Origin of the sequence: Paenibacillus tyrphae, from assembly GCF_000722545.1 — a bacterium.
GTDB lineage: Bacteria > Bacillota > Bacilli > Paenibacillales > NBRC-103111 > Paenibacillus_G > Paenibacillus_G tyrfis.
The window spans coordinates 262,872-287,958 of record NZ_JNVM01000008.1 but is presented as its reverse complement, the minus strand read 5'-3'; the positions used below and the strand labels follow the sequence as shown (position 1 = coordinate 287,958).

The following is a 25,087-nucleotide window of genomic DNA, read 5'->3' as shown; positions in this document are numbered from 1 at the left end:
GCTTGGTAAGGGAGGATTCGGAGATGAACCGTGGTTCCCTTCCGTTCCTGTACATCCGATTGCGCAAACGGATGCGGGTCAGCCGCGGCGATCCGATCCGGCTCGGGCAAATTGCCGTCTTTTTGACGGAGCCCGAATACGAGGCGGAACTACTTGAGCTGGAATTGTACCGCCCCGAGGAGCGTGACGGCAGTTTACTGCTTATTGATATGATGCTGGTCGTGCGCAAAATCAAAGAGCGGTTTCCGGCCATGACTATCGAGCATTTCGGCGAACCGCATACGCTGGTTGAAATTTCGGGCAAAACGCGCCCTCCCAGCATATTTCTCATCGTTTTGGTATGGCTGCTGCTTTTTATCGGATCAGGTTTGGCCATTATGAACTTTCACGCCGACGTCAGCATGGCCGAAGTCCACCGGAGCCTCTATAAGCTGCTCACCGGCAAACAGACCGAGCGCCCGCTGCTGCTGCAAATTCCATATTCGTTTGGCATCGGCATTGGGATGATCGTCTTTTTCAATCACCTCTTCAAGAAAAAGTTCAACGAGGAGCCGAGCCCGTTGGAGGTGGAAATGTTCATGTACCAGGAAAACGTCAACCAGTATGTCATCGCCGAGGAATATGCCAAAATCAATCGCTCGCCGGGCCGGGAGCCGCCGTCTTGACCGGACTGCTGAGCGGGTTTATGGTTGCTTTTGTCGGCTTGGCCGGTGGTATTGCGGTGGGCAGCGGCATGATTGCTTTTCTGGTGGTGCTGGACATCATACCGAGGCTGGCGCAAATCAGCAAATCGTACCGGTCGATCCGTTTATACGAAGGGGCAGTCGTGCTGGGCGCGGTTTTTTTTACGGTGACGGATTTCTTTCAGTGGACCTTCCGGCTGTTTCCGTTGTCCGCCTCGCTGCTCGGCCTGTTGGCCGGCTGCTTTGTCGGAATGCTTGCCGCAGCGCTGACCGAGGTCATCAACGTTCTGCCGATTTTGGCTAAAAGAATCCGGATGGAAGAATATATGCTCTGGCTGCTGATGGCGATGATTTTCGGGAAGGTGCTCGGCTCGTTGATCGACTGGCTCGGGCTGGTGCAGTAATCCCCGAAGCTGCGTCGCAACAAAATTCGCTGGGAGGTGAAAGGCGTGAACAAGCAAATCAAACGTGCGAAATGGATAGGCGGAAAGCCGAAAAAACTTCGCAGCCTCAAGCCGCCGGAGGAAGATAAGCTGATCGTCGACCGGGAAGGCAACATTATCGGCAGCCTGTCGGCGGACGAACCGGAGGAGCGATCCGTAAAGGACGAAAAGGAGCGCGATACCGAATCGGGGGATTCCGAAACGGGAATGTCGCGCAAGATGCGTCAGGAGACGCAATTGACGGCGGAAGAGCAGGAGCTCAAGGAGAGCACGGAAATTTCCGAGGATTTCGACCGTCTGAAGCGTCAGTTGGAAGAAAAGGTAGGCTTGAACAAAAGCTTCGACGTCATCTTTCGCGAAATGGTGTTCGGCGGGCAAAAAACGGGAATTTTTTACTATAACGGGTTCATTAAAGATTATGTGCTGACCGAAATTCTGGAACGGCTTTCTTATGCCGATCAGGTGCATAAAGAAACGGAGCACCGAAAACCGGTGGAGGAGCACCGGAGACCGTACCGGAACTGGAGAACGGACCGCGCGGAAGAGCCGTCAGGGCGTCAGGAGGAGGGCGAGCGTCGCAATACCATCGGCTTGTTCGAAGAGGCCCTGATTCCTCACGTGCAGGTGAAGCGGGTCTGCAAGCTGAAGGAAGCGATCGATAATGTGGCGATGGGCGGTACGGCCTTTTTCTTCGAGGGCGAACGCGAAGCCGTGCTGGTTGATGCCAAGAACTTTCCGGCCCGTACGACCGAAGAGCCCGAGCTCGAACGGGTCGTGCGGGGCTCTCGCGACGGTTTTGTCGAGACGCTGCTTACCAATGTTACGTTGGTACGTCGCAGAGTACGGGACCCGCGGCTGAAGTTGGAAATTACGCAGGTCGGCAAACGAACGCAGACCGACGTTTGCATAGGTTACATTCAAGATATTTGTGACATGAAGCTGGTGGAATCGATCCGCGATAAAATCAAAGAAGTGAAAGTGGACGGGGTACCACTTGCCGAGAAACAGCTGGAAGAAGCGGTGGTTGGGAATAGCTGGAACCCCTATCCGTCGGTCCGGTATTCGGAGCGTCCCGATGTGGTGGCGGCTCACCTGCTGGAAGGCCATGTCATCGTGTTTGTCGATACGTCCCCTTCGGTTATGATTTTGCCGACGACGTTTTTCCACCATGTGCAGCATGCGGAAGAATACCGTCAGACGCCGATTGTGGGCACCTATCTCCGATGGGTGCGGTTTATCGGTATCGCCGCGTCGATCTTTCTGCTGCCGCTTTGGCTGCTTATCGTGACTTCGCCGGAGCTTAAACCGGCGGGACTCGAATTTCTGGGGCCGCAGAAGCCGGGAAAAATCCCGATCCTCGGCCAGTTTCTTATTGCGGAGCTTGGCATCGACTTGATGCGGATGGCCGCCGTACATACGCCTTCGCCGCTTGCGATCGCGATGGGCTTGGTGGCGGCAATTTTGGTAGGAGAAGTAGCCGTCAAGGCGGGTTTGTTTTCCAACGAAATCATTCTGTACTTGTCGGTTGCCGCGGTCGGTACGTTTGCGACCCCCAGCTACGAGCTCAGCTTGGCGAACCGTATTTGCCGGCTCGTCCTGCTCGTGATTTCTGCGGTTTTCAAAGTGCCGGGGTTTGTCATCGGCTCCACCTTGCTGCTGCTCATGCTGGCGCTGCAGCGTTCGTACAATACCCCGTACTTATGGCCGTTTATCCCGTTCAATATGAACGCGATGGGGCATATTTTGGTAAGAGTTCCGTTTCTGTCCATGAAAACGCGCCTAAGTCTGACAAGGCCGAAGGACAAAACTCGACAGCCCCGGCGGCCCCGGCGGCAAGAATAGTTTCACGCCTCGCGCCCCTTCGAACCGCCTTCGGAGGGGTGTTTTGCATATTGTGTTTTTGCGCTTGTCTGTGGTACTTTAAAAGTAATGTCTTTTCATGGGGAGAAGGAGTCGAACAAGATGTATCTACACGGCACCAGCAAGATTAACGACAGGGGACATCTGGAAATCGGCGGTTGCGACACAGTCGATTTAGCCGAGCGCTACGGAACACCGCTGTATGTCATGGACGAACAATTGATCCGCCAGCGCTGCCGCGAATTTGTGCAAGCTTTTCGCGCTACGGGCCTCCGGTTTCAGGTAGCATATGCCAGCAAAGCGTTCTGCGTTATGGCTATGTGCCGTATTGTCGAGGAAGAGGGTATGTCGCTGGACATCGTATCGGACGGCGAATTGTATACCGCACTGGAAGCCGGTTTTCCGGCCGAGCGGATTCATTTCCACGGCAACAACAAAACGCCGCAGGAGCTTGAGATGGCGGTTAATGCCAAGATCGGCTGCTTCGTCGTCGATAACTTCGTCGAGATGCACATGCTGAATGCCATTGCGGGAGAGAAACGGCAAAAAGTAAATGTTCTGTTGCGCATCACCCCAGGGGTGGATGCTCACACGCATGAATATATATCCACGGGCCAGACCGATTCGAAGTTCGGCTTCGATCTGGCCAATGGCGCGGCCGAGCAAGCGGTCAAGGAAGCGTCGGAGCTGCCGAATATCGAGCTGCTCGGCGTTCATTCGCACATCGGCTCGCAAATTTTCGAGGTCGGCGGCTTCCGGCTTGCGGTCGATAAAGTAGCCGATTTCGCAGTCCATATCCGGGAGCAGCTAGGTCTGACGTTCCCGGTCATCAATCTGGGCGGGGGCTTCGGCATCCGTTATATCGATGGCGATTCGCCGCTGCCTGTCGCCGAGTATGTGAATTCGATCGCCGAAGCGATCCAGACGAAATTCGGCCAAAACGGCTATCCGCTGCCCGAAATCTGGACCGAGCCGGGCCGGAGCATCGTTGGAGACGCAGGGACGACGCTGTACACGATCGGCACGTACAAGGATATTCCTGGCGTGCGCAAATACGTAGCCGTCGACGGCGGGATGACCGACAATCCGCGTCCGGCGCTGTACGAAGCGCAGTATGAAGCCATGCTCGCGAACCGGGCGTGCGAAGCGAATGAAGAGGTCGTATCCATCGCGGGCAAGTGCTGCGAGAGTGGCGATATGCTCATCTGGGACGTCAGCCTGCCGCAGGCGCGCACGGGCGATTTGCTTGCCGTAGCCTGCACCGGTGCGTACAATTACGCGATGTCTAGCAACTATAACCGAATTCGCCGGCCGGCGGTCGTTTTCGTGAAGGACGGCGAGGCCGATATCGTGGTAAAGCGCGAATCGTTTGAGCATTTGCTCGGCAACGATGTCGTCCCCGAGCGGATGCGGAAAGTGACGGCCAAAACGTTATAAGAAAGCGAGAGAGAACGTCCGGTCCTTGTGGCCGGCGTTTTTTTTCGTCGGTGTAAGCGATAAGGGGGGATGCGGATTTGTGCGGAACAGCTTTTCATAGTAAAATAGGAAGGGTTGTCCGGGGGCATCGCAGAAGGATGCGTCCGGCAGAACAAGCAATTAAAGGAGTGTTCGTCCTATGGCAAAACAGGCGATTATTAAAATGACCGACGGCAACGAAATCGTGCTCGATTTGTTCGAGAAAGATGCGCCGAATACGGTAGCAAACTTCGAAAAGCTTGCAAACGAAGGCTTCTACAACGGAGTCGTGTTTCACCGTGTCATTCCGGGCTTCGTAGCGCAAGGCGGCTGCCCGCACGGGACAGGCACCGGCGGCCCGGGCTATACGATCAACTGCGAGATCAACCCGAACAAGCATGAACGCGGAACGCTAGCGATGGCGCATGCCGGTCGTAACACCGGCGGCAGCCAATTCTACATCTGCTACCAGCCGCAGCCTCACCTGGACGGTCAACATACCGTGTTCGGGAAAGTCGTCAAAGGCATGGAGCATGTCGATGCGTTCAAAGGCCGCGACAAAATGGAATCCGTTCAAATCGCGGAAGTTTAATCGGTTTCCGACTTTAGTGTGCTTGGAGCGGAAAAACGCTGAATCCCCTAATGAAACAAGGGGGTTCGGCGTTTTTTTTAAGTTAACGCTGTCCTTTTTTCTTAGTGATGTTATTGTTGGTCACTTTAGTTTTCACGACACCTACGTCGGAAGCGTTGATGGCGAAGGCGTTGCCGCCCGTCGAGACCGCCTTTTGAAATATTTGGATGACGATGTCCCGGCGAATGCTATAAAGCGAAAATGGGACAGCGGCTGAATATTTAGAAACGTCAACAAGGAAAAAGCCCCAAAGAAGGGGCCCAGGCTCTTAATTCTGTTGAAAGATGTAAGCTCCGTTTGTCGGACCCTTAGTTCTAATTGCGATTTTTGTAGAAAAACCGCCGCTTAAAGAACCAATTCTAGCAATACCATAAGGTTTTACAGCAATGGTCACAGTATTATTCAATAGTAAAACAAAAGATTTATTGCTGTTGTTGGAAATCGCCAGAGTTCCATTAATTCCTTTGGGTACGGTAAACAATGTTTTTATGCCTGCACTCGTAAAATTAAACGATCCGGTATTGGCATATTTAGCCATCCATTATCACCTCCAATTTAAGTTATTCGGAATGGCGAAGTAGGTATGGGTGTTTGGATGGTACATATGCGAGGATGCGGCCTATCTCAATACGCTGGGGAGCGTTTTAGATGCTGATTCTCGATGTGAATATTTCCGGATAATTAACCATTTCGTGTTTAATACATAGGTAAGCGCGGAGTGATCAAAGCATCACGCGATGTATTTTCGATTGGCTCGAAGGAAAGAGGAGCAGCAAAAGCAGTTGCTTTTTTCATTTTGTAGTGGTAGTATTTCATTCAAGTTACATGATTTTCTTTGGTGATTTTTCGGTAGGATTTTTGGTAGGTTAAATAACCGTGAAATCGAGACAAGCCTTGTGGATACTGGTATGATCGGCACTACAAGGAACCCAAGAAATATCACAGGTAACAAACTTAATAATTCGTTTCCTTCGGGGCAGGGTGAAATTCCCTACCGGCGGTGATGTTTCGGCTGGTTTGTTATCGGCCGAGCTCAGTCCGTGACCCGTGCAGCCAGCTTCTGGTTGCCGGTGGACTCGGTGTAACTCCGAGACCGACAGTATAGTCTGGATGGGAGAAGGGAAAGCGGAATCGGCGATAGACTGTCTGCGTGCGTAATGTGCGTTATTTCACATACTCAAAAACTGCCACAGGTGTGTCTGTTCGAGCATGTCTTCTTGCCGTGTGTTTGGACACGGAGCAAGGTTTATTTAGGCATGCATCGACGCGGCTTGAGTGGCATGTACTGCATTGCGGTCTGTCTCTGCAAGGATTCCGCCTGCGTTTGTTTACCTAAACGCGACACTTCTCACAAGCCCCTTTTGCTAAGCAAAAAGAGGGCTTTTTCGCATTTTCCGGCAAGTTAATCTGGAGAAGGAGGCTGCGCCAATTGACTGCGAAGTTGCTGAACGACGAGTATTACATGAATCTGGCTTTGCAGTTGGCCGCTTCGGCGGCCGGACAGACAGGCATTAATCCGGTCGTCGGCTGCGTCATCGTCAAGGAAGGACGTATTGTCGGCATGGGCGCCCATCTGAAGCGGGGTGAAGCGCATGCCGAAATTCATGCACTGAACATGGCGGGGAGCGAAGCGGCGGGCGCCACCGCTTATGTGACGCTGGAGCCGTGCAGCCACTTCGGCAAGACGCCGCCGTGCAGCGACCGGCTAGTCCGCGAAGGCGTCAAGCGGGTCGTCGTTGCGGCGACCGATCCGAATCCGCTTGTGGCCGGCAGTGGGATCGCCCGGCTTCGGGCGAGCGGCATCGAGGTGACGGAAGGGGTGCTGGAACGGGAGGCGAACGCGCTGAACGAAGCGTTCAATGCATTCATCGTCCCCCGGCGGCCGTTCGTCACCATCAAATCGGCCAGCACGCTGGACGGCAAAATCGCAGCGAAGACAGGCGACAGCAAGTGGATCACGGGCGAGGCCTCCCGTGCCTACGTTCATACGCTGCGCCATCGCCATCAGGCGATTATGGTCGGCATCGGCACCGTGCTGGCCGACGACCCGTCCCTGACGACCCGGCTGCCGGTGCCGGGTCTGCACCCCATCCGCGTCGTCGTCGACTCGACGCTGCGGCTGCCGCACGAGGCGAAGCTCGTGCGGGACGGGGCTGCGCCGACGGTCGTGCTCACGACCGAACAGGCGCCGGCGGTACGCCGCCGCGAGCTCGAAGCGCGCGGCGTAGAGATCGTCGACTGCGGGCCGGGCCCCGCTGTCGATTTGGACGCCGCCATGGTGCGGCTCGGCGAGCGCGAGATCGGCTCGCTGCTCGTGGAAGGCGGCGGTAAGCTGAGCGGTGCACTGCTGGAACGCAGGCTCGCCCACAAGCTCGTGCTTTTCCTCGCGCCGAAGATCATCGGCGGAGGCGCGCTGGCGCCGGCGAACTTCAACTTCGCCGGCTTCGGGCAAATGCGCGAGGCGATTCGGCTGGAGCGCATGCAGGTCGAGACGTTCGGCGACGACCTGTGCCTGATCGGATACCCGAAGTATACGGAGCCTAGCGAATAGACAAGCTGCTCCGGAAAAGAGGGAAAAGGAGGGAGATTCCATGTTCACGGGAATTATCGAGGAAATCGGCACGCTGCGCCGCATAGCCAAGCAAGGTCAGGCGATGGTGCTGACGATCGGGGCGAAGCGTATTCTGGACGATGTGAAGCTTGGCGACAGCATTGCGGTGAACGGCGTATGCTTGACCGTCATCGCTTATGACGAGGCGTCTTTCACCGTCGACGTGATGCCGGAAACGTTCCGGCGGACGAACTTGTCCCGCCTGTCTAGCGCGTCTCCGGTCAACCTGGAGCGTGCAATGACGGCAGGCGGCCGGTTCGGTGGTCACATCGTGCAGGGACATGTCGATTCGACCGGCATCATCCGGGGACGGAATCCTGAAGAAAACGCCGTCGTCTTCCGCGTAGAGCCGCACGACCCGGGCATCTTAAAATATATCATCCCGCATGGCTCTATCACGATCGACGGGATCAGCCTCACGGTCGTCGAGCTGGGGGAAACGTCGTTTACCGTATCCATCATCCCCCATACGCTCGCGGAAACGGTACTGCGGCATAAGAAGCAAGGGGATGAAGTCAATCTCGAAGCCGACGTTCTTGGCAAATACATCGAGCGCCTGCTGGCCTTCCGGACAGGAGAAGGAGCTGCCGTAACCCAAAGGACAACCCTTGGCGGTCTGAACGCCGCATTTTTAACGGAGCACGGGTTCCTGTAATCCGGTTCCGGACTCACATAGACCTAAGGAGGAGAGAGGAATGGACGAATCGATCCGGTTCCATTTGATTGAAGAAGCGATATACGATCTGATGCTGGGCAAAGTCATTATCGTCGTGGACGACGAAGACCGCGAGAACGAAGGCGACTTCATCGCCCTGGCCGAGAAAGCGACGCCGGAGGTCATCAACTTCATGATCAAGGAAGGACGCGGGCTCGTCTGCGCTCCGATTACCGAAGAGCGGGCCCAGGAGTTGGACTTGCCGCAAATGGTATCGCGCAATACGGATTACCACGGCACCGCCTTCACGGTTTCGATCGATCATGTTGAAACGTCGACCGGTATTTCCGCATCGGAGCGTTCCCGGACTGTGCAGGCGCTGATCGACCCGCAGACGAAGCCGCAGAGCTTCCGTCGTCCAGGACATATTTTTCCGCTTACGGCCAAGAAAGGCGGCGTGCTGCGCCGCGCCGGACATACGGAAGCGGCGGTCGATCTAGCGCGCATGTGCGATGCATATCCCGCTGCCGTCATCTGCGAAGTGATCAAGGAAGACGGCGAAATGGCCCGTGTCCCGGACCTGATGGAGATCAGCCGCAAGCATGATCTGAAGATCGTCACGATCCAGGACCTGATCCGCTACCGCAATCAGAAGGAGAAGCTGGTGCAGCGCGAGGTCGAGGTGCGGATGCCGACGGATTTCGGCGTCTTTACCGCCATCGCGTACTCGAACGACGTTGACCGCAAGGAGCATGTCGCGCTGGTCAAAGGCAAGATCGACAGCGACCGTCCGACGCTCGTCCGCGTACACTCCGAATGCCTGACCGGCGACGTTTTCCACTCTCATCGCTGCGATTGCGGACCGCAGCTTGCAGCGGCGCTAAAGCAGATCGAAGAAGCCGGCTCCGGCGTGCTGCTGTACATGCGGCAGGAAGGACGCGGCATCGGCTTGATCAACAAGCTGAAGGCGTACAAGCTGCAGGAGCAGGGGCTCGATACCGTCGATGCGAACCTGAAGCTGGGCTTCGCCCCTGACCTCAGGGATTATGGGATCGGCGCGCAAATCTTGAAGGATCTCGGCATCGGACGCATCCGGCTCATGACGAACAATCCGCGCAAAATTCGCGGTCTGGAAGGCTACGGGCTTGAGGTGGACGAGCGCGTGCCGCTGCAAATGGAAGAAAACGAGGACAATACGAACTACCTGCACACGAAGCAGGCGAAGCTGGGGCATCTGCTTGATTTTACCATCTAAAAAATATTTCATCAAATGAAGGGAAGTTGAAGGGACATGGCGAAAGTATACGAAGGACATCTGGTCTCGCAAGGATTAAAATACGGGATCGTGGTCGGACGGTTCAACGAATTTATTACGAACAAGCTGCTGGGCGGCGCGCTGGATGCGCTGAAGCGGCACGGCGTACACGAAGACGAAGTCGAGATTGCCTGGGTTCCGGGCGCTTTCGAAATTCCGTTGATCGCCCAGAAAATGGCCGAGAGCGGCAAGTACGACGCCGTCATTACGCTTGGTGCGGTCATCCGCGGGTCCACTCCGCATTTCGACTACGTTTGCAATGAAACGGCCAAAGGCGTCGCTGCCATTTCGCTCAAAACCGGCATTCCCGTTATTTTCGGCGTGCTGACGACCGACTCGATCGAGCAGGCGGTGGAGCGCGCGGGGACGAAAGCCGGCAACAAGGGCTGGGAAGCGGCTGCGAGCGCCATCGAGATGGCCAATTTGACGAAACAGCTGACAACCTGACGAAAGCTGCATGAGGATTAAGGGGGAACGAGAGGAAAGTGAAAGTCACAGTAAAGCTGGAAACCTTTGAAGGCCCCCTTGATTTGCTGCTGCACTTGATCGATAAAGCGGAAGTCGATATTTACGACATTCCGATCAAAGAAATTACGGATCAATACATGGAATACTTGGACGCCATGCAGGAACTGGAGCTCGAAGTGACGAGCGAGTTCCTCGTCATGGCCGCGACGCTGCTTTCCATTAAGAGCAAGATGCTTCTGCCGAAGCCGCCCGTCGTGGATTTGGAATTCGACGATTACATGATGGACGAGGAGTACGACCCCCGCGCCGAGCTCGTAGCGAAGCTGATCGAATACCGCAAGTATAAGGCGATTGCGGATCATCTGCGGGACAAAGAGATGGAGCGCAGCCTCATTTATACGAGAGAGCCGGAGGATTTGACCCCGTATGTGCCTGCGGTGCAGGAGAACCCGGTCAAAGGGCTGCATGTGGCCGATCTCGTGAACGCGTTTCGCAAGGCGATGCGGCGGATGCAGAGCCGTCAGGCGATTGCCAAAATCCGCAAGGACGAAATCTCGGTGAAGGATCGCATGCATGAGGTGGTCGATACGCTCGAGAAGTGCGGGGGCAAAGTCATGTTTTCGAAGCTGCTGGACGATGACGCGACGAAAGACGCGATTGTCGTTACATTTTTGGCGCTGCTGGAGCTGATGAAAGTCAAGCGAATCGTCTGCTTCCAGCATAAGCTTTTTGACGATATTGTGATTCAGGCAAGAGAGGAAGGAACGGCGGATGGATTTTGGGCAGATGAAATCAGTTATTGAAGGCTTGTTGTTTGTGGCGGGAGACGAGGGATTGGACGCCAAACAGCTGGCCGATGTGCTGGAGCTCAGCGCCGAGTACGTGACCGACCTTGTGCTGGATCTGCAGGAGGACATGAAGCGTCAGGGCCGCGGGATTCAAATTGTCGAGCTGGCGGGTACCTATCAGCTTACGACCGTGCCAGAGCACGCGCCGTATCTTGAGCGGCTTGCCTACTCTCCCTCGCGGACATCGCTCTCTCAAGCGGCGCTGGAGACGCTCGCAATCGTAGCGTACAAGCAGCCGATCACGCGGGTGGAGATCGAAGAGATTCGCGGGGTGAAGTCGGATCGCGCGCTGCAGACGCTGGTGGCCAAAGATCTGATTCAAGAGGTAGACCGCGCGGATGCGCCGGGAAGGCCGATTCTGTACGGAACGACCAAATCGTTTCTCGATTATTTTGCGCTTAGTACGATTGAAGATCTTCCGGAGACGTCGATGTTCGAAAATGACGATAATTTGGAAGAAGAAGCAAGGCTGCTTTTCGAGAAGCTGGACGGTAAACAAATCACGTTCGAGGACGTGACGGAGCCGAACGGCATGTAACATACGCATGTTTTTCCAATGCTGGGCTATACTAACTCCTGAGGAAACGAAGCAGAAGCTTCCGGCTCAGGAGTATTTGTGCTGCCCGCAAGCGTCGGGGCTGAAGAGGAGGAGCATCGCATGATTTGGGCTTGGATCGCCGGAGCGGTCGCGGTCTTGATTTTGGCTGTAGCGCAAAGCAAGATCAAAATTTGCCTGTCTTTCGTACATATGGAGCAAAATGACGAAATTCGAATCGATGTCCGCTCCTTATTCGGACTGATCCGCTACAGGTACATCGTACCGATGCTCCGCTTCCACGGATGGCTGGAAGGGCTGGAACTGAAGTCGGAGAAAACGAATCCGAACAAGGGTGATTTTCAGGGCGAGTCTAAACGCAAAATCGACTTCGATAAAATTAAAGAGGCGATCGAGAACTTTCGTGTATTGCTGCACAACTGTTTTAAGTTTAACCAATGGTTCCGCCGGCTGCTCAGCCATTTTCATTGTACCGAGCTGAACTGGAAAACATCGGCCGGCATTGGGGATGCGGCGGAGACGGCTGTTGTCGTAGGCACCTTATGGGGACTCAAAACGTCGCTGTTGGGGTATATTTTTCGGACGGTTCGGCTCGAGACGAAGCCGGAGCTTCAAGTCATGCCGGTGTTTAATCAGAACGTATTTATGACCGAAGGCATTTGCCGCCTGCATATCCGCTTGTGGCATCTTGTCGTGGCGGGACTCCAGCTGCTTTTCCGGATTTTGAAAGTAAAAGGCGGGCTGCGCGCCTGGAAGAAAGTGCTGCTGCGTACCTGATGAAGCTGTCGTGAACTGCATTATGCAGAAGCGGCGGCTTTTCGGCATTTACGGACCGCATCCCGCATACCGTTTTCGGCTTTGGGCAATGCTAAAAAAGCAATCGAAAATTGTAGCGTTCAAGCCTTTTCGAAAAGGAGGATCTTCATTCATGTCTGAGCATCCGATTCAAGGACTCATGAAAACGGCCATGGAAAACATTAAAGAAATGGTCGACGTCAATACGATCGTGGGCGATCCGGTCGAAACCCCGGATGGCAGCGTCATTATGCCGATCAGTAAAGTAGGTTTCGGGTTTGCGGCCGGCGGCAGCGAGTTTGTGAGCGACGAATCCTCGGTTGCCGGCATTAGCCGCAACGATGCGCATAACGCCAATGTGGTCTTGCCGTTCGGTGGCGGCAGCGGCGGCGGGGTGTCCATCACGCCGATCGCTTTTCTGGTTGTAGGCAAGCATGGCGTCAAGGTCGTGCCGCTCGATAACCAGACCCACCTGCTGGAGCGCCTGATCGATTCGGCGCCGCATGTCGTCGATCGCATTCAAACGATGATCAAGAACGGGGCAAAATCCGGTGCGGGTGCGATGACGGAAGGAAACGGGGCTGCTACCGTTACGAACAACATCGAGAATCAGAACTTTATTGTCTGATTTGTCGGTGTTTGGAAAGAGTTGCTTAGCCTTCCAGCAACACTCCCTTTTCACCCGACCCTTTTTTGGTCATAATAAACCTGTAGACAAAAACATAATTGATATGAAAAGGTTAGATCGTATCATTCGGCGAGCTGCTCCCAGGAGCAGCTTTACATATTTTTTACTGTTTTTTGATTAATTAACATGGCACATATTGCTCTTTCCCGGCAGTTGCACTATAGTTATTTTTGTAACCGTAGGACCGAAGACATGGGGAAAGAGGTATACGTTCATGCGGCTGTTGCCCACCAGATCGTGCGAACCGGGTATGCGCCTCGGGAAGTGCATTTATAACGAAGAAGGCGTCATTTTACTGAATGAAGGAGTGGAATTGACGGGAGGATTACTCGGGCGTTTGGAGAGGCTCGGCATCGATTATTTATATATCGCCGATAAGGCGACGGAGGACCTTAAGATTGAGGAACCGCTTGCAGATGAAACGAGAATCAGAGCGCTAACCGAAATCCGCACTCATTTCCGCAGCTTCATGGAAAATGAAAGCCGATCCAAATTTTCTAAAAACCACGTGCTCGGACGTTCGTTCGGCAATGTCATGAAGATGATTATCGACGACCTGAACGAAAAGCAGGGCACTGCCATTATGCTGCTTAATATGAACGTTCTGAACAACTATTTGTATCAGCACTCTCTGAATGTTTGTATTTATACGACCATGCTCGGCATGGTAAGCGGCTATAACCGGGACGAGCTGATGGCGCTAGGGCTGGGCGCGCTGCTGCATGACATCGGCAAGACCAAGATCAACCTGGACATTATTAAGAAACCGGGACCGCTCACGGCGGAGGAATTCGAAGAGGTGAAGAAGCATACGGAGATCGGCTTCCGCTTGCTCAAGGACGAGCCGAATATGCCCCTGCTTTCCGCCCACTGCGCCTTTCAGCATCACGAACGGGAAAATGGCAGCGGATACCCGAGAGGGATCACGGGAAATGACATTCACGAATACGCCAAGTGGATTGCCGTCGCCGACAGCTACGACGCGATGACGACGCACCGGCCGCACCGGCTCGCGATGCTTCCGCATCAAGCGATGGAAGTGTTGTTTGCAGGCGTCGGAACTCTGTACGATCAGCGCAAAGTAGCGATGTTTCGGGATAACGTCGCCATCTATCCGCTCGGCTTGACCGTCACGCTAAGCACGGGGGAGCAGGGAGTTGTCGTCAATATTAACCCTGCGGTGCCGCAGCGTCCTGTCGTGAGGGTGCTGATCGACGCCTATGGCCAAGGGCTGGGGCAGCCATACGAAATCGATTTGGCCGAAAAGCTGACGGTATTTATTAATCATGCGGATAATCTAACTCAAGCCAGCCAAGCTTGAAAGGGGGACGCTCCGGCATGTGCGGACGCTATACCGTTACCGTTAGTTTCGAAGAGCTGGTGCTGCATTTTATGCTGGACCGGCGTCCGGCGCCGTATCAGCCGCGCTACAATGCGGCGCCGGGCCAATGGATTCCCGCGATCATCGGGGGGACAGGCGGCGGGGCAAACCGGCTTGGCGAGCTTCGCTGGGGCCTTGTTCCTTCTTGGGCGCAGGATGACAAATCCGGCGCGCGCATGATGAACGCGCGAGCCGAAACCGCCGCCGAGAAGCCCGCTTTCCGCAGCCTGCTGAATCGGAAGCGCTGCCTTATTCCGGCGGATGGCTTTTATGAATGGAAACGGATCGGTTCGCAAAAGCAGCCGGTCCGTTTCGTGTTGGCGGACGGAGGATTGTTCGGCATGGCTGCATTATATGACACGTGGCTGGCGGAGGATGGAGCGAAGCTGCACACTTGTACGATCCTTACGATAGCTGCGAACGAATTGGTGGCCGAGGTTCACGAGCGGATGCCCGTCATTTTACCGCGAGAGCAAGAGAGCTTGTGGCTGAACCGGATCGTGCAGGACGAAAGGGAGCTGCTGCCTGTATTGCAGCCGTACCCCGCCGAGCGCATGAGGTATTACGAGGTCGACCCGAAGGTCGGTCGTGTTTCGTACAATGAGCCCGATTGCATAGATCCTTTAGCCTTGTAGTCTGTAGGGGAACACCCACAGGCGCAAGGCTTTTTTTGTTTAGTTTCTTTTCCCATACGCTTCCAGAATGCTGCTTGTCATGGGCCGTTCATAACCTGGAATGACAAGCATATACATGTACAAAGACATGGAGTTGTCCGACCGATGATAGTCGGCCTTTCCTGTAGGATGGCGCGTGGGAGGATAAAGATGAGAAAAGGATGTCTGCTTTTGCTCGCATTGCTGCTGGTTTATATGGGCGCAATTCCGCCTGCGGGAGTCAGCGCCGCTCCGGGCGTATCGACCGGTGCGGAGGCTGTGGCGCTGATCGACGTCGCTTCCGGGCGTCTGCTTTACAGCTCCAGGGGGGACAAACCGATGCGCATCGCCAGCCTGACCAAAATCATGACGGCGATTGTCGCGATTGAGCATGGGCGTTTGACCGACCGGGCGAAAGTGAGCAAGAACGCTTTCGGCAAAGAAGGGTCGTCCATTTTCCTGAGGCTGGACGAGGAAATGAATCTCAAGGATATGCTGTACGGCTTGATGCTCCGTTCCGGGAATGATGCGGCGGTTACGATTGCCGAACATGTGGGCGGCAGCGTGGAAGGCTTCGCCTTCTTGATGAACGAGAAGGCGAAAGTCGTCGGGATGACGAATTCCAGCTTCAAAAATCCTTCCGGCCTGGACGAGCAAGGGCACTATTCGACTGCGAACGATATGGCCAAGCTAACCGCTTATGCGCTCAAAAACCCCGTGTTTCAGGAGATTGTGAAAACGAAAGTGAAGAAGGTGCCGAATCCGAACGATTCCTGGGATTACAGCTGGATCAATAAAAATAAAATGCTTTCGCTTTACGAAGGGGCGGACGGGGTGAAAACCGGATATACGAAGCTGGCCAAGCGGTGCCTTGTCTCCTCGGCGACCCGAGGCGGGCAGCAGCTCGCTGTCGTGACCTTGAACGATCCCGATGATTGGATCGACCACACCCGGCTGCTCGATTTCGGTTTCAAGCATTTTCCCCTGCTTTCTTTGGCCGAGAAGGGGGAGACGATTGAAGGGACCGGGCTTATCGCCGGGGCATCGTTTTCGTATCCGGCGGAGCAGGCGGAACGCGGGAGACTAGCGCGTCAGCCGATTTTATATGATGCGGCTTCCGTCGAAAGTCGGCTCGGGGAAGCGGGGCGGCTGCAGTTTCTGCTGGATGGCAAGCCGGTCGGCTCGGTCCCGCTTGTTGCCAAGGATAGCCCCCGGCTGAAGCAGAAGGAACGGTCCGCCTATTCGTTCGCGGAAGCGGAAGAGCTTGGCGGCGGCAGTTCGCGCAAATGGCTCTACATCTTGACCGAGCTGACCCGGGTGCTGTTTACCGGGCAAGCGGATTAAGCGGAAGGGAGCGGCGGGCATGGTCAACTGGATATGGTTGTTTTTCATTGTTGCGGGGTTTGTCGTCGCTGCTTTTCAGGGCAGAATCGAATTGGTCACGGAGGCGGTATTTGACGGCGCTAAGAGCGGAGTGACGGTCTGCTTCGGGCTCATCAGCATTATGGTGTTCTGGCTCGGCATCATGCGGATCGCCGAGGACGCGGGCTTGCTGCAAAAGCTGGCGAAATTGCTCTCGCCGGTCGTGCGCGCGCTGTTCCCCAGCGTGCCCAAAAATCATCCGGCGCTCGGATACATTATGTCGAACATGAGCGCCAACATCCTCGGATTGGGTAATGCCGCCACACCGATGGGCATTAAAGCGATGCAGGAGCTGCAGCTACTGAACAAGCATAAAGACATTGCAAGCCCCGCCATGTGCACGCTCCTTGCGCTCAATACGGCCAGCATCACGCTGATTCCGACAACGCTGATCGCCATACGAATGAATTACAATTCGGCGAATCCGGCGGAAATCGTCGGTACGACGCTGATAGCTACCTTTATCTCGACCTTGGCGGCCATCATGGTTGACCGGTGGTATCGCAAGCGATCAACGCCGCCCGGACAGGGGAAAGGATGAACCAGCGTGTATAACATAGTCAATTGGATATCGGCATGGGCCATCCCTGTCGTGATCGTTTTCATTCCTCTTTATGCAGCTTACCGCAAGGTTCCCGTCTACGAATCGTTTGTGGAAGGGGCTAAAGAAGGCTTCGATACGACGATCCGGATTATTCCGCATCTGGTCGGCATGATGGTGGCGATCAGTGTGTTCCGCGCATCCGGGGCGATGGATCTGATGATCGGCTGGCTGAAGCCGATTTGCGAGCGGCTTGGCATTCCGGGCGATATTATTCCGCTCGCTTTTTTGCGCCCGATTACGGGTGCCGGCTCTCTTGCCTTCACGACAGACCTGATCTCCGAGTTTGGCCCCGATTCGATGATCGGCCGGATCGCTTCCACGATTCAAGGAAGCACGGATACGACGCTGTATGTCATTACGGTTTATTTCGGCGCCATCGGCATCCGCAGGGCCGGCTACGCCCTCAAGGTCGGTCTTATTTCCGACGCCGTCGGATTCATCGCTTCGATTGCGATCTGCTCGCTGGTATTTGCCTGAACGCAGCAGGTGGATCGCAGGCCCATGCGAGCGGACCCGTCTTCCGCCCGCTCCGGCTTATTCGCCGGGCTCCGCATCACCCCCCATCCTCTCCGCACATATACTGTGAGCAGTCCAGCCTTAACGAGGTGAACCGCATGCAGTATTACGGCATTGTCATCCACCACTCCGCCTGCTCCTCCATTAACGGAAAAGGATATGATTATTTCATCGCCAAAAACGGCGACATCATCCCTTCTTCCGAGCAAACCGATCCGCTCTACATCCACCTGTGTCTCGAAGGGGACTTCTCCGGACCGCGCGCCGTCCGCACTTCTGCGGAGAAAGAGCAGCTGTTTTTGATGAACAAGCTGATCCTCCGGCTGGCGGAAACGTACGGTTTTCAGCCTGACGACATTTTTCCGCATTCGATTACGTGCCCTGGAGGCGATTTTCCGTGGGCGCAACTTGTGATTTCACCCGAGGATAGGTATCATTAGCTTGAGGTGAATCCACAGATGGATAGATTGCAAAAAGTGTTGGCCGAAGCGGGTGTGGCCTCCCGCCGCAAGTGTGAAGAATTGATTACCGCAGGGCGTGTGGAAGTCAATGACAAGGTAGTAACGACCCTGGGGGTGAAGGTTGACCCTTCCCAGGATTTCATTAAAGTGGACGGCAAGCCGATCCGCCGGCAATCGAAAGTGTATGTGATCTTTAACAAGCCGAAAGGCGTCATCACAAGCGCTCAAGATCCCGAAGGACGCAAAACGGTGACGGAGTTTTTCAAAAACATCAAGCAGCGCATCTACCCGATCGGCAGGCTCGATTACGAAACGGAAGGCTTGCTGCTGCTCACCAACGACGGCGAATTCGCCCATTTGCTGACCCATCCGAAGCACCACGTGCCGCGCACCTATTTGGCCACGGTCAAAGGTGTGCCTCACGGCAGCTTGCTGGACAAGCTGAAGAACGGGATTGAGCTGGAGGACGGCATGACCGCACCCGCCGAGGTGGAGTACCAGGACGTGCGTCCGGAATCCAATGAAGCCGTCGTGAAAATTACGATTTACGAAGGGCGCAACCGGCAGGTGCGGCGGATGTTCGACGCGATCCATCATCCGGTGATCAAACTGAAACGGATTCAATTCGGGCCGCTTCAGCTTTCCGGCATCCCCCGGGGCAAGTTCCGCCACCTGACCCCGCAGGAGGTCAACGAGCTTCGCCAGGAAGCGCTTAAAGCGGGAGAAAGCAAGTCACATAAAATTCAAAAAGGCGAATAATTACAAGGACCATTTTCGATATAATGGAAGTGTGATATTTGTCAGTCAGTCAACTCTCGTTTTAAAGGTGTGAGAATATGGGGAAACATAGACGATGGGTCCAAATTTCCATTTTTGCCGTCATTATCGTCATAGGCGCGCTCACGCTCGCGAGCAATCTGTTTGGGAGCGACAAGAAACCGACGCAAGGCTCGGAGGCGCCGGATTTTAAGCTGCTCGGCCTGGACGGCACCACCCGCAAACTATCGGATTACCGCGGCAAAGTCGTCGTCGTCAACTTCTGGGGAACGTTCTGCGAGCCCTGCCGCAACGAAATGCCGGCGCTAGAAAGACAGCATGCCAAGTGGGCGGATAAAAATGTCGAAATTCTCGGCCTCAATCTGGACGAGCCCAGAGTCGCGGTCGAAAACTTCGTCAGTCAATATAACGTTACGTTCCCGATTCTGCTCGACAAGAACGAGGAAACCCGCAAGCGTTACGGCGTTTCCCAGTATCCGACCACGTTCTTCATCGGACCGGAAGGGAAGGTCGACGTCATGCGGATCGGCGAAATGGACGAGGCATATATTGAGAAGACCATCACATCGCTATTACCGCAGAAACAAGGGTGGAAGTAGGCATGATTCAAAATACGAAGTGCGAATGCGGACACCAGAATCATGTCGGCACCCTACTGTGCGAGTCCTGTGGCAAGCCGCTTTCGGACGAAGGCGGCAGCGAGCCGCTTGAGATGCGGTATGACGGGGTCGCCCGGCGATCCCAGCGTGCCAATCCCGGCGTACTGGACCGGGTGTGGAATTTTTTCTCGTCCGTCAAAATCGCCGTTTATCTCATCGCGATCACGCTGCTGGGCTCGATTCTGGGGACCGTATATCCGCAGGAAAATACGTTTCTGAACATCGACCCTGCGGTGTATTATAAAGAAACGTACGGAACGATCGGGTACATTTATTATTTGTTGGGGCTATCCCATACATTCGAATCCTGGTGGTTCATTACGCTGCTGTTCATGATCGGCACGTCGCTCGTCGTCTGCAGTCTGGACCGCGTGCTGCCGTTGTACCGGGCGCTCAATAAGCAGCAGATCCGCAAGCATTTAAGCTTCATCACGCGTCAAAAAGTAACTTTTACAGGACCGCTTCCGGCCGCTGCCCAAGGCTCGGTACAGTCGCCGGAAGCTTGGACGGAGCAGGCGGCGGAGGTGCTCCGCAAGCAGCGCTACCGCGTACATACGGACGGCATGGCCCTGCTGGCGGAGAAAAACCGCTTCAGCCGCTGGGGACCTTATATCAATCATATCGGCTTGATTATTTTTCTGGGCGCCGTATTGATGCGCAGCATTCCGGGGTGGCATATGGATCAGCATATTGCTTTTCCGGAAGGCAGGCTTGTCAAAATTCCTGAGACTCCTTATTATTTGAAGAACGAAAAGTTTACGCTGGAATTTTACAAGCCGGAAGAGATGTCGGAGGGCTTCCGTTCGAAAGGGCAGGACGTTCCGAAGATATTTGAAACGAAAGCGGTGCTGTACAAGTGTAAGGCGGACTGCGACGATCCGGCGAAGGAGCCGGTGCTGGAAGAAGTACACCGCCAGAATATTGTCGTGAACGAGCCGCTGGAGTACAATGGACTTCTCGCGTATCAATTCGACTTCAAGCCGTCTCCGACGCTCATATCCGTCAAGCCGACGCTTAAAAACAAACAAACCGGAGAGACATACGGAAGCTTCGAGCTGCCGATGAACAAGCCTGCGGAATCGTACAGCGCGGGTCCTTACCAATTGAAGCTGAAGGCGTATTTCCCCGAATTTGCTTTGGATGACAAGGGCGTTCCGATGACCAAGTCCAACGAACCGAAAGCTCCGGCGTTCGTATTCGCCATTTCGGGACCGGGCTTGAAGCCGGAAGGGGAGCCTTACATGTACTTCCCGCGTCAGTTGGATAAAGTCAATTTCCGTCAAGACGAAATCAACGGAGCGCTTGGCGCCAAGCTGGAGCTGTCCGTTGGTTCGATGGCCGACGTAGCCATTTCGGATTATGTCAGTTACTTGAATATCCGGATCGACCGGGCAATGCCGTATATATGGGTCGGTGCGGCCATTTCGATGATCGGCTTGATCATGGGCTTTTACTGGCACCATCGCCGAATCTGGCTGCGCATCGATAACGGACGGCTTGCGCTGGGCGCTCATACGAACAAGAACTGGTACGGCATCCGGAAGGAAGTGGCCCAGGTCTTGATAAAAACGGGAATCGACATCGATCCGAAGACGCTGGAAAGAAAGGTGATTGAAACGTGAGTAGCACGTTTTTGCTGATTGCTTTTATCGTGTACGCCCTGGCATTGCTCGGCTTCGTCATAGCCGTTACTGGGAAAAAATCGATTCAAGAGGCGGATCCCGAAGGGTTCGCCAAGCGGTGGGGCTTCATCGGCTTCATCCTGACCGTGATCGGATTTTTGTGTCACGTGACGTTTTTCTTTACCCGCTGGGCGGAAGGCGGGCATATTCCGACGAGCAACATGTACGAATTCATGACGTTCCTCGGAATGATGAGCGTGCTCGCGTTTATCGTCGTCTACTTGATTTATCGCACGTCTGCGCTCGGCGTATTCGCGATGCCCGTATCGATTATCATCATCGCATATGCTTCCGTGTTCCCGCGCGAAGTGCAGCCGCTTATTCCGGCGCTACAAAGCTACTGGCTCAAAATCCACGTGACGACTGCGGCTCTCGGCGAAGCGTTCTTCGCCGTCGGGTTTGCCGCAGGCTTGATGTATCTGCTCCAGAACGTCAACTTCGCAGGAACATCCAAAGCGGACCGGAAGGAGCAGCGGGGCGTCGAGTTTACCATTTTTACCCTGCTTATGATTATCTCGTTCGTCGTTGCCATCTTCGGCTTTAACGCAGCAGGGTATAAAGCGAAGTTCGTCAGTGACGTCAAGATGACCGATATCAATAATGTCGAGCAAGTCGTGAAGCAAAACGTTGAGTACGTACTGCCTCCGATCGTCAAACCGTATCAGAGCGAGCAGTTGGAAATGAAGCCTTTTCTCGGGATGACCGAGCCGCTCTTCGAAGCTCCGTCCTGGATGGAGGGGGCGAATTCCGGGCGGAAGTTTAATACGGTGATTTGGTCGGTCCTTCTGGGCGCCTTGTTGTACGCGCTGATCCGTCTTGTGATCCGCAAGCCGTTGGGTCGAGCGCTTCAGCCGGCGATGCGAGGGATTGACTCGGAGGATGTGGATGAGATCGGCTACCGGGCGATTGCTATCGGTTACCCGATCTTCACGCTCGGGGCGCTCATCTTTGCGATGATTTGGGCGAATGAAGCGTGGGGACGCTTCTGGGGCTGGGATCCGAAGGAAGTGTGGGCGCTGATTGTCTGGCTGTTTTATGCGGTGTACCTGCATCTTCGTCTTTCCCGCGGCTGGCAAGGTAAAAAATCCGCCTGGCTGTCCGTGATCGGGTTTCTCGTCGTCATGTTTACGCTCATCGGCGTAAACCTGGTGATTGCCGGCTTGCATTCGTACTCCGGCACGTAAACCGGCATAGCGGCAGCATGCTGAGTTTCAAATAACGGTCGTTAATCTCAATTGAAAAGAGGTTCAGCCATGAGCGAGACGAAGTTGAACATATTGGTTGTCGATGATGAGGAACGGATTCGCCGCCTGCTGCGGATGTATTTAGAGAAAGAAAATTACAGCATTGACGAAGCCGAGGACGGCGAATCGGCGCTGCGCAAAGCGTTGGATCAGGATTACGATCTGATTTTGCTAGACGTCATGCTGCCGGGCATCGACGGCAACGAGGTATGCGCCCGGCTGCGCCAGGTGAAATCGACGCCGGTCATTATGCTGACGGCCAAAGGCGAAGAAACGAACCGCGTTCAAGGCTTCGAATCGGGAGCGGACGACTATGTGGTGAAGCCGTTCAGTCCCCGCGAGGTTATTTACCGCGTCAAGGCGATTTTGCGGAGATCTTCGGTCACCGCGTATTTATCCAAGGAAGTAAATTCGAGCAATAATATCGTATTCCCGAATTTGGTGATCGAGCACGACGCTCACCGCGTTACGGCCGGAGGACAGGAAGTGGCGTTGACTCCGAAAGAATACGAGCTACTTCATTATTTGGCGGTGTCGCCGGATAAGGTGTTTTCTCGGGAAGAGCTGCTTAAGGACGTATGGAACTACGAGTTTTTCGGTGATTTGCGCACAGTCGATACTCATGTGAAACGGCTGCGCGAGAAGCTGAATAAAGTGTCGCCGGACGCTGCCTCCATGATTACGACGGTTTGGGGCGTAGGCTACAAGCTCGAGGTCCCGAAATAACATGTTTATTTTAAAAAGCGTTGTCGGTAAACTGTGGATTACGATTATCGGGCTGGTTGTTGTCGTTTTATTGACGCTCAGCCTTTTTTTGTTCCGATATATCGAAACGTCGTTCCCCAAGTCGAAGGATCAGGCGGAAACGCTCACGAGGCTGGCGGTCAAAGTTGCTAATGAAATCTCCTTGCATAAGGAAGAGCAGCGGTATTTGCAAGTTGTCAATGAGCTGCTTAGCGCCCAAGGGGCGAGCATCCTGATGGTGACTGCCAATTTCGAGCAGATCGATCCGCCGTTCGGACAAGCGCAGGATAAGACGTTCCGTTATACCGATTTCTTCACGAAAGCGGATTTGCAAAAGGCGCTCTCCGGGCAGCCTGTCGACAACCGCAACACGAGCTCGGGCCTCCCTCGCGCGCCATTGAGCAATCAATACACGGCCGTAGCCGTGCCTTATATGAATGAAGGCCAGACGCAAACGGCCGGAGTGCTTATCATGTATCAGCTTACGCAATCGGCGGAGGAGACGCAGGCGTATGTCAAAAAGCTGTTCGTCGTTGTCGGCGTCGCCGGCTTTCTGATGACGACGTTCTTTGCCTTCTTCCTGCTGACCAAAATTACGCAGCCGCTGCTCCAGCTCAAGAAGGCGGCGGATCTTATCTCGAGGGGCGAATACGATACTCGGGTACCGATCACATCTTCCGACGAGTTGGGCGAGCTGGGCAAAACGTTCAACCATATGGGACAGAAGCTTTCGGATACGATCAAAGCGTTAAGTCACGAAAAGGAGCACTTGGCCAGCGTACTGCGAAGCATGGGGGATGCGGTGATTACGTTCGACGCCGACGGGAAAGTCATTCTGACCAATCCTCCGGGAGATAAGGTCGTACGGGATTGGAACGAGATTCACTGGACGGACGACTGGTCCGGTCAGGACGAAAGACAAATGCTGCAGAAGCCGGAAACGGTCCCCGAGCCGCTTCAGCCGTTATTCCAAGGGGTCATCTCCGAGGCAAAGGAAATGACGGCGAAGCTGCATGTACAGAGTGAAGTATGGTCCGTCGTGATGGCGCCGTTGTATTCGCATGAGATTGTGCGCGGGGTCGTCGCCGTTATGCGGGACGTCACGGAGGAATTCCGGCTCGACAAGCTGCGCAAAGATTTTGTCGCCAACGTATCGCACGAGCTGCGCACGCCGCTCTCAATGCTGCAGGGCTACAGCGAGGCGTTGATCGACGATATCGCAGCTACACCGGAAGAGCGCAAGGATCTGGCGCAGGTCATTCACGACGAGTCGCTTCGCATGGGCCGGCTCGTTAAGGATTTGCTCGACCTCGCGAAGATGGAGACGGGCAATATGGAATTGAACTTACGCGAGCTGGAAGTGAACACGTTCATAAAGCGGATACATCGTAAATTCGCCGGCTTGTCCAAGGAACACGGCATTACGATGACCTGCATCCTGCCTGAGGAGGAGCTGGTGCTGTACCAGGCCGATGAAGACCGGATGGAGCAGGTGCTGACCAATCTGCTGGACAATGCGATCCGGCATACGCCATCGCAATCGCTTATTCAACTGAGTGGGGCACGTACGCGTTACAAAGGGGAAGACGCGGTATTAATCGAGGTGGTGGACCAAGGCTACGGCATTCCGGCGGAAGACCTGCCGTATATCTTCGAACGGTTCTACAAGGCGGACAAAGCCCGTACGCGCGGAGCTACCGGCGGAACAGGATTAGGGCTGTCCATCGTAAAGAACATCATAGAAGCCCACGAGGGCAACGTACATGTCAAAAGTCAGCCGGGGCAGGGGACGACATTTTCCATCACGCTTCCCTGCAAAGCGGTGTAAAACCAGACAAAAGCCTCCGATTCGTCATCGGAGGCTTCTTTCTTTTTGTAGAACGAACGTCTTTTTTCTTGTTGTTCGTGAAACAATCATGGAGCGTCCAATATCCGA

Annotated in this window: 26 protein-coding genes and 1 riboswitch; of the genes, 25 read left to right on the top strand and 1 reads right to left on the bottom strand. The window is 54.7% G+C overall.

Features of this window, described 5'->3' with window-relative positions:
• Positions 1 to 23 precede the first annotated feature (23 nt).
• From ET33_RS11440 to ET33_RS11420, 5 genes are all read left to right on the top strand, one after another.
• Positions 24 to 665 carry a stage V sporulation protein AA gene (locus ET33_RS11440; protein WP_036680805.1) on the top strand — a complete coding sequence of 214 codons (642 nt, stop codon included), beginning with the start codon at positions 24 to 26 and terminating at the stop codon, positions 663 to 665.
• Positions 662 to 1,087, top strand: coding sequence for a stage V sporulation protein AB (locus tag ET33_RS11435; RefSeq protein ID WP_036680803.1), 426 nt, complete (start codon positions 662 to 664; stop codon positions 1,085 to 1,087). The genes ET33_RS11440 and ET33_RS11435 overlap by 4 nt, the downstream gene beginning before the upstream one ends.
• A gap of 45 nt (positions 1,088 to 1,132) precedes the next feature.
• On the top strand, positions 1,133 to 2,968 hold the full coding sequence (locus ET33_RS11430) for a spore germination protein (RefSeq protein WP_036680801.1): 1,836 nt from the start codon (positions 1,133 to 1,135) through the stop codon (positions 2,966 to 2,968).
• A gap of 120 nt (positions 2,969 to 3,088) precedes the next feature.
• Positions 3,089 to 4,423 carry a diaminopimelate decarboxylase gene (gene lysA / locus ET33_RS11425; RefSeq protein ID WP_036680799.1) on the top strand — a complete coding sequence of 445 codons (1,335 nt, stop codon included), beginning with the start codon at positions 3,089 to 3,091 and terminating at the stop codon, positions 4,421 to 4,423.
• Between the two features lie 178 nt (positions 4,424 to 4,601).
• Positions 4,602 to 5,033, top strand: coding sequence for a peptidylprolyl isomerase (locus tag ET33_RS11420; RefSeq protein WP_036680797.1), 432 nt, complete (start codon positions 4,602 to 4,604; stop codon positions 5,031 to 5,033).
• 307 nt (positions 5,034 to 5,340) lie between these two features.
• Here ET33_RS11420 and ET33_RS11410 read toward each other — a convergent pair whose 3' ends face one another.
• Entirely contained in the window at positions 5,341 to 5,610 is a 270-nt protein-coding gene (locus tag ET33_RS11410) for a hypothetical protein (RefSeq protein ID WP_036680792.1), read from the bottom strand.
• Between the two features lie 425 nt (positions 5,611 to 6,035).
• Positions 6,036 to 6,198: riboswitch (FMN riboswitch) on the top strand.
• A 303-nt stretch (positions 6,199 to 6,501) separates the two neighbouring features.
• Here ET33_RS11410 and ribD point away from each other — a divergent pair.
• The 20 genes from ribD (at position 6,502) to ET33_RS11310 (ending at position 24,979) form a co-directional block, all read left to right on the top strand.
• Positions 6,502 to 7,623, top strand: coding sequence for a bifunctional diaminohydroxyphosphoribosylaminopyrimidine deaminase/5-amino-6-(5-phosphoribosylamino)uracil reductase RibD (gene ribD / locus ET33_RS11405; RefSeq protein WP_268808315.1), 1,122 nt, complete (start codon positions 6,502 to 6,504; stop codon positions 7,621 to 7,623).
• 40 nt (positions 7,624 to 7,663) lie between these two features.
• Positions 7,664 to 8,338 (top strand): riboflavin synthase, encoded by a 675-nt coding sequence (gene ribE, locus ET33_RS11400; protein ID WP_036680790.1) that lies wholly within the window; start codon positions 7,664 to 7,666, stop codon positions 8,336 to 8,338.
• Positions 8,339 to 8,378: 40 nt separating this feature from the next.
• The gene (locus ET33_RS11395) at positions 8,379 to 9,593 is read left to right on the top strand and encodes a bifunctional 3,4-dihydroxy-2-butanone-4-phosphate synthase/GTP cyclohydrolase II (RefSeq protein ID WP_036680788.1); all 1,215 of its coding nucleotides are present in this window, start codon (positions 8,379 to 8,381) and stop codon (positions 9,591 to 9,593) included.
• A 36-nt stretch (positions 9,594 to 9,629) separates the two neighbouring features.
• On the top strand, positions 9,630 to 10,100 hold the full coding sequence (ribH, locus tag ET33_RS11390; protein WP_036680785.1) for a 6,7-dimethyl-8-ribityllumazine synthase: 471 nt from the start codon (positions 9,630 to 9,632) through the stop codon (positions 10,098 to 10,100).
• Between the two features lie 38 nt (positions 10,101 to 10,138).
• The gene (locus tag ET33_RS11385; RefSeq protein WP_036680783.1) at positions 10,139 to 10,924 is read left to right on the top strand and encodes a segregation and condensation protein A; all 786 of its coding nucleotides are present in this window, start codon (positions 10,139 to 10,141) and stop codon (positions 10,922 to 10,924) included.
• Positions 10,893 to 11,507 (top strand): SMC-Scp complex subunit ScpB, encoded by a 615-nt coding sequence (scpB, locus tag ET33_RS11380; RefSeq protein WP_036680781.1) that lies wholly within the window; start codon positions 10,893 to 10,895, stop codon positions 11,505 to 11,507. The genes ET33_RS11385 and scpB overlap by 32 nt, the downstream gene beginning before the upstream one ends.
• Before the next feature lie 120 nt (positions 11,508 to 11,627).
• Positions 11,628 to 12,302, top strand: a complete 675-nt coding sequence (locus ET33_RS11375; protein WP_036680779.1) for a DUF2953 domain-containing protein — start codon at positions 11,628 to 11,630, stop codon at positions 12,300 to 12,302.
• 151 nt (positions 12,303 to 12,453) lie between these two features.
• The gene (ytfJ, locus tag ET33_RS11370; protein ID WP_036680968.1) at positions 12,454 to 12,948 is read left to right on the top strand and encodes a GerW family sporulation protein; all 495 of its coding nucleotides are present in this window, start codon (positions 12,454 to 12,456) and stop codon (positions 12,946 to 12,948) included.
• 274 nt (positions 12,949 to 13,222) lie between these two features.
• Entirely contained in the window at positions 13,223 to 14,329 is a 1,107-nt protein-coding gene (locus ET33_RS11365; protein ID WP_036680777.1) for an HD-GYP domain-containing protein, read from the top strand.
• Between the two features lie 17 nt (positions 14,330 to 14,346).
• Positions 14,347 to 15,024: an SOS response-associated peptidase gene (locus ET33_RS11360; protein WP_036680775.1), complete on the top strand. Its 678-nt coding sequence runs from the start codon at positions 14,347 to 14,349 to the stop codon at positions 15,022 to 15,024.
• A 189-nt stretch (positions 15,025 to 15,213) separates the two neighbouring features.
• A complete protein-coding gene (locus ET33_RS11355) occupies positions 15,214 to 16,386 on the top strand; it encodes a D-alanyl-D-alanine carboxypeptidase family protein (RefSeq protein ID WP_036680773.1) in 1,173 nt (390 codons plus the stop codon).
• Positions 16,387 to 16,405: 19 nt separating this feature from the next.
• Positions 16,406 to 17,005 carry a nucleoside recognition domain-containing protein gene (locus ET33_RS11350; RefSeq protein WP_036680771.1) on the top strand — a complete coding sequence of 200 codons (600 nt, stop codon included), beginning with the start codon at positions 16,406 to 16,408 and terminating at the stop codon, positions 17,003 to 17,005.
• Positions 17,006 to 17,011: 6 nt separating this feature from the next.
• Positions 17,012 to 17,545 (top strand): spore maturation protein, encoded by a 534-nt coding sequence (locus ET33_RS11345; protein ID WP_036680769.1) that lies wholly within the window; start codon positions 17,012 to 17,014, stop codon positions 17,543 to 17,545.
• 137 nt (positions 17,546 to 17,682) lie between these two features.
• Complete coding sequence (locus ET33_RS11340) at positions 17,683 to 18,024, top strand: peptidoglycan recognition protein family protein (protein WP_036680766.1); 342 nt, start codon at positions 17,683 to 17,685, stop codon at positions 18,022 to 18,024.
• 18 nt (positions 18,025 to 18,042) lie between these two features.
• Entirely contained in the window at positions 18,043 to 18,804 is a 762-nt protein-coding gene (locus tag ET33_RS11335) for a pseudouridine synthase (protein WP_036680764.1), read from the top strand.
• A 77-nt stretch (positions 18,805 to 18,881) separates the two neighbouring features.
• Positions 18,882 to 19,421, top strand: coding sequence for a thiol-disulfide oxidoreductase ResA (resA, locus tag ET33_RS11330; RefSeq protein WP_036680762.1), 540 nt, complete (start codon positions 18,882 to 18,884; stop codon positions 19,419 to 19,421).
• A gap of 2 nt (positions 19,422 to 19,423) precedes the next feature.
• On the top strand, positions 19,424 to 21,103 hold the full coding sequence (gene resB, locus ET33_RS11325; protein WP_036680760.1) for a cytochrome c biogenesis protein ResB: 1,680 nt from the start codon (positions 19,424 to 19,426) through the stop codon (positions 21,101 to 21,103).
• The gene (gene ccsA, locus ET33_RS11320) at positions 21,100 to 22,347 is read left to right on the top strand and encodes a cytochrome c biogenesis protein CcsA (protein WP_036680757.1); all 1,248 of its coding nucleotides are present in this window, start codon (positions 21,100 to 21,102) and stop codon (positions 22,345 to 22,347) included. The genes resB and ccsA overlap by 4 nt, the downstream gene beginning before the upstream one ends.
• Positions 22,348 to 22,416: 69 nt before the next feature.
• Entirely contained in the window at positions 22,417 to 23,133 is a 717-nt protein-coding gene (locus ET33_RS11315) for a response regulator transcription factor (RefSeq protein ID WP_025846431.1), read from the top strand.
• A gap of 1 nt (position 23,134) precedes the next feature.
• Positions 23,135 to 24,979: an ATP-binding protein gene (locus tag ET33_RS11310; protein WP_036680753.1), complete on the top strand. Its 1,845-nt coding sequence runs from the start codon at positions 23,135 to 23,137 to the stop codon at positions 24,977 to 24,979.
• Positions 24,980 to 25,087: the final 108 nt, after the last annotated feature.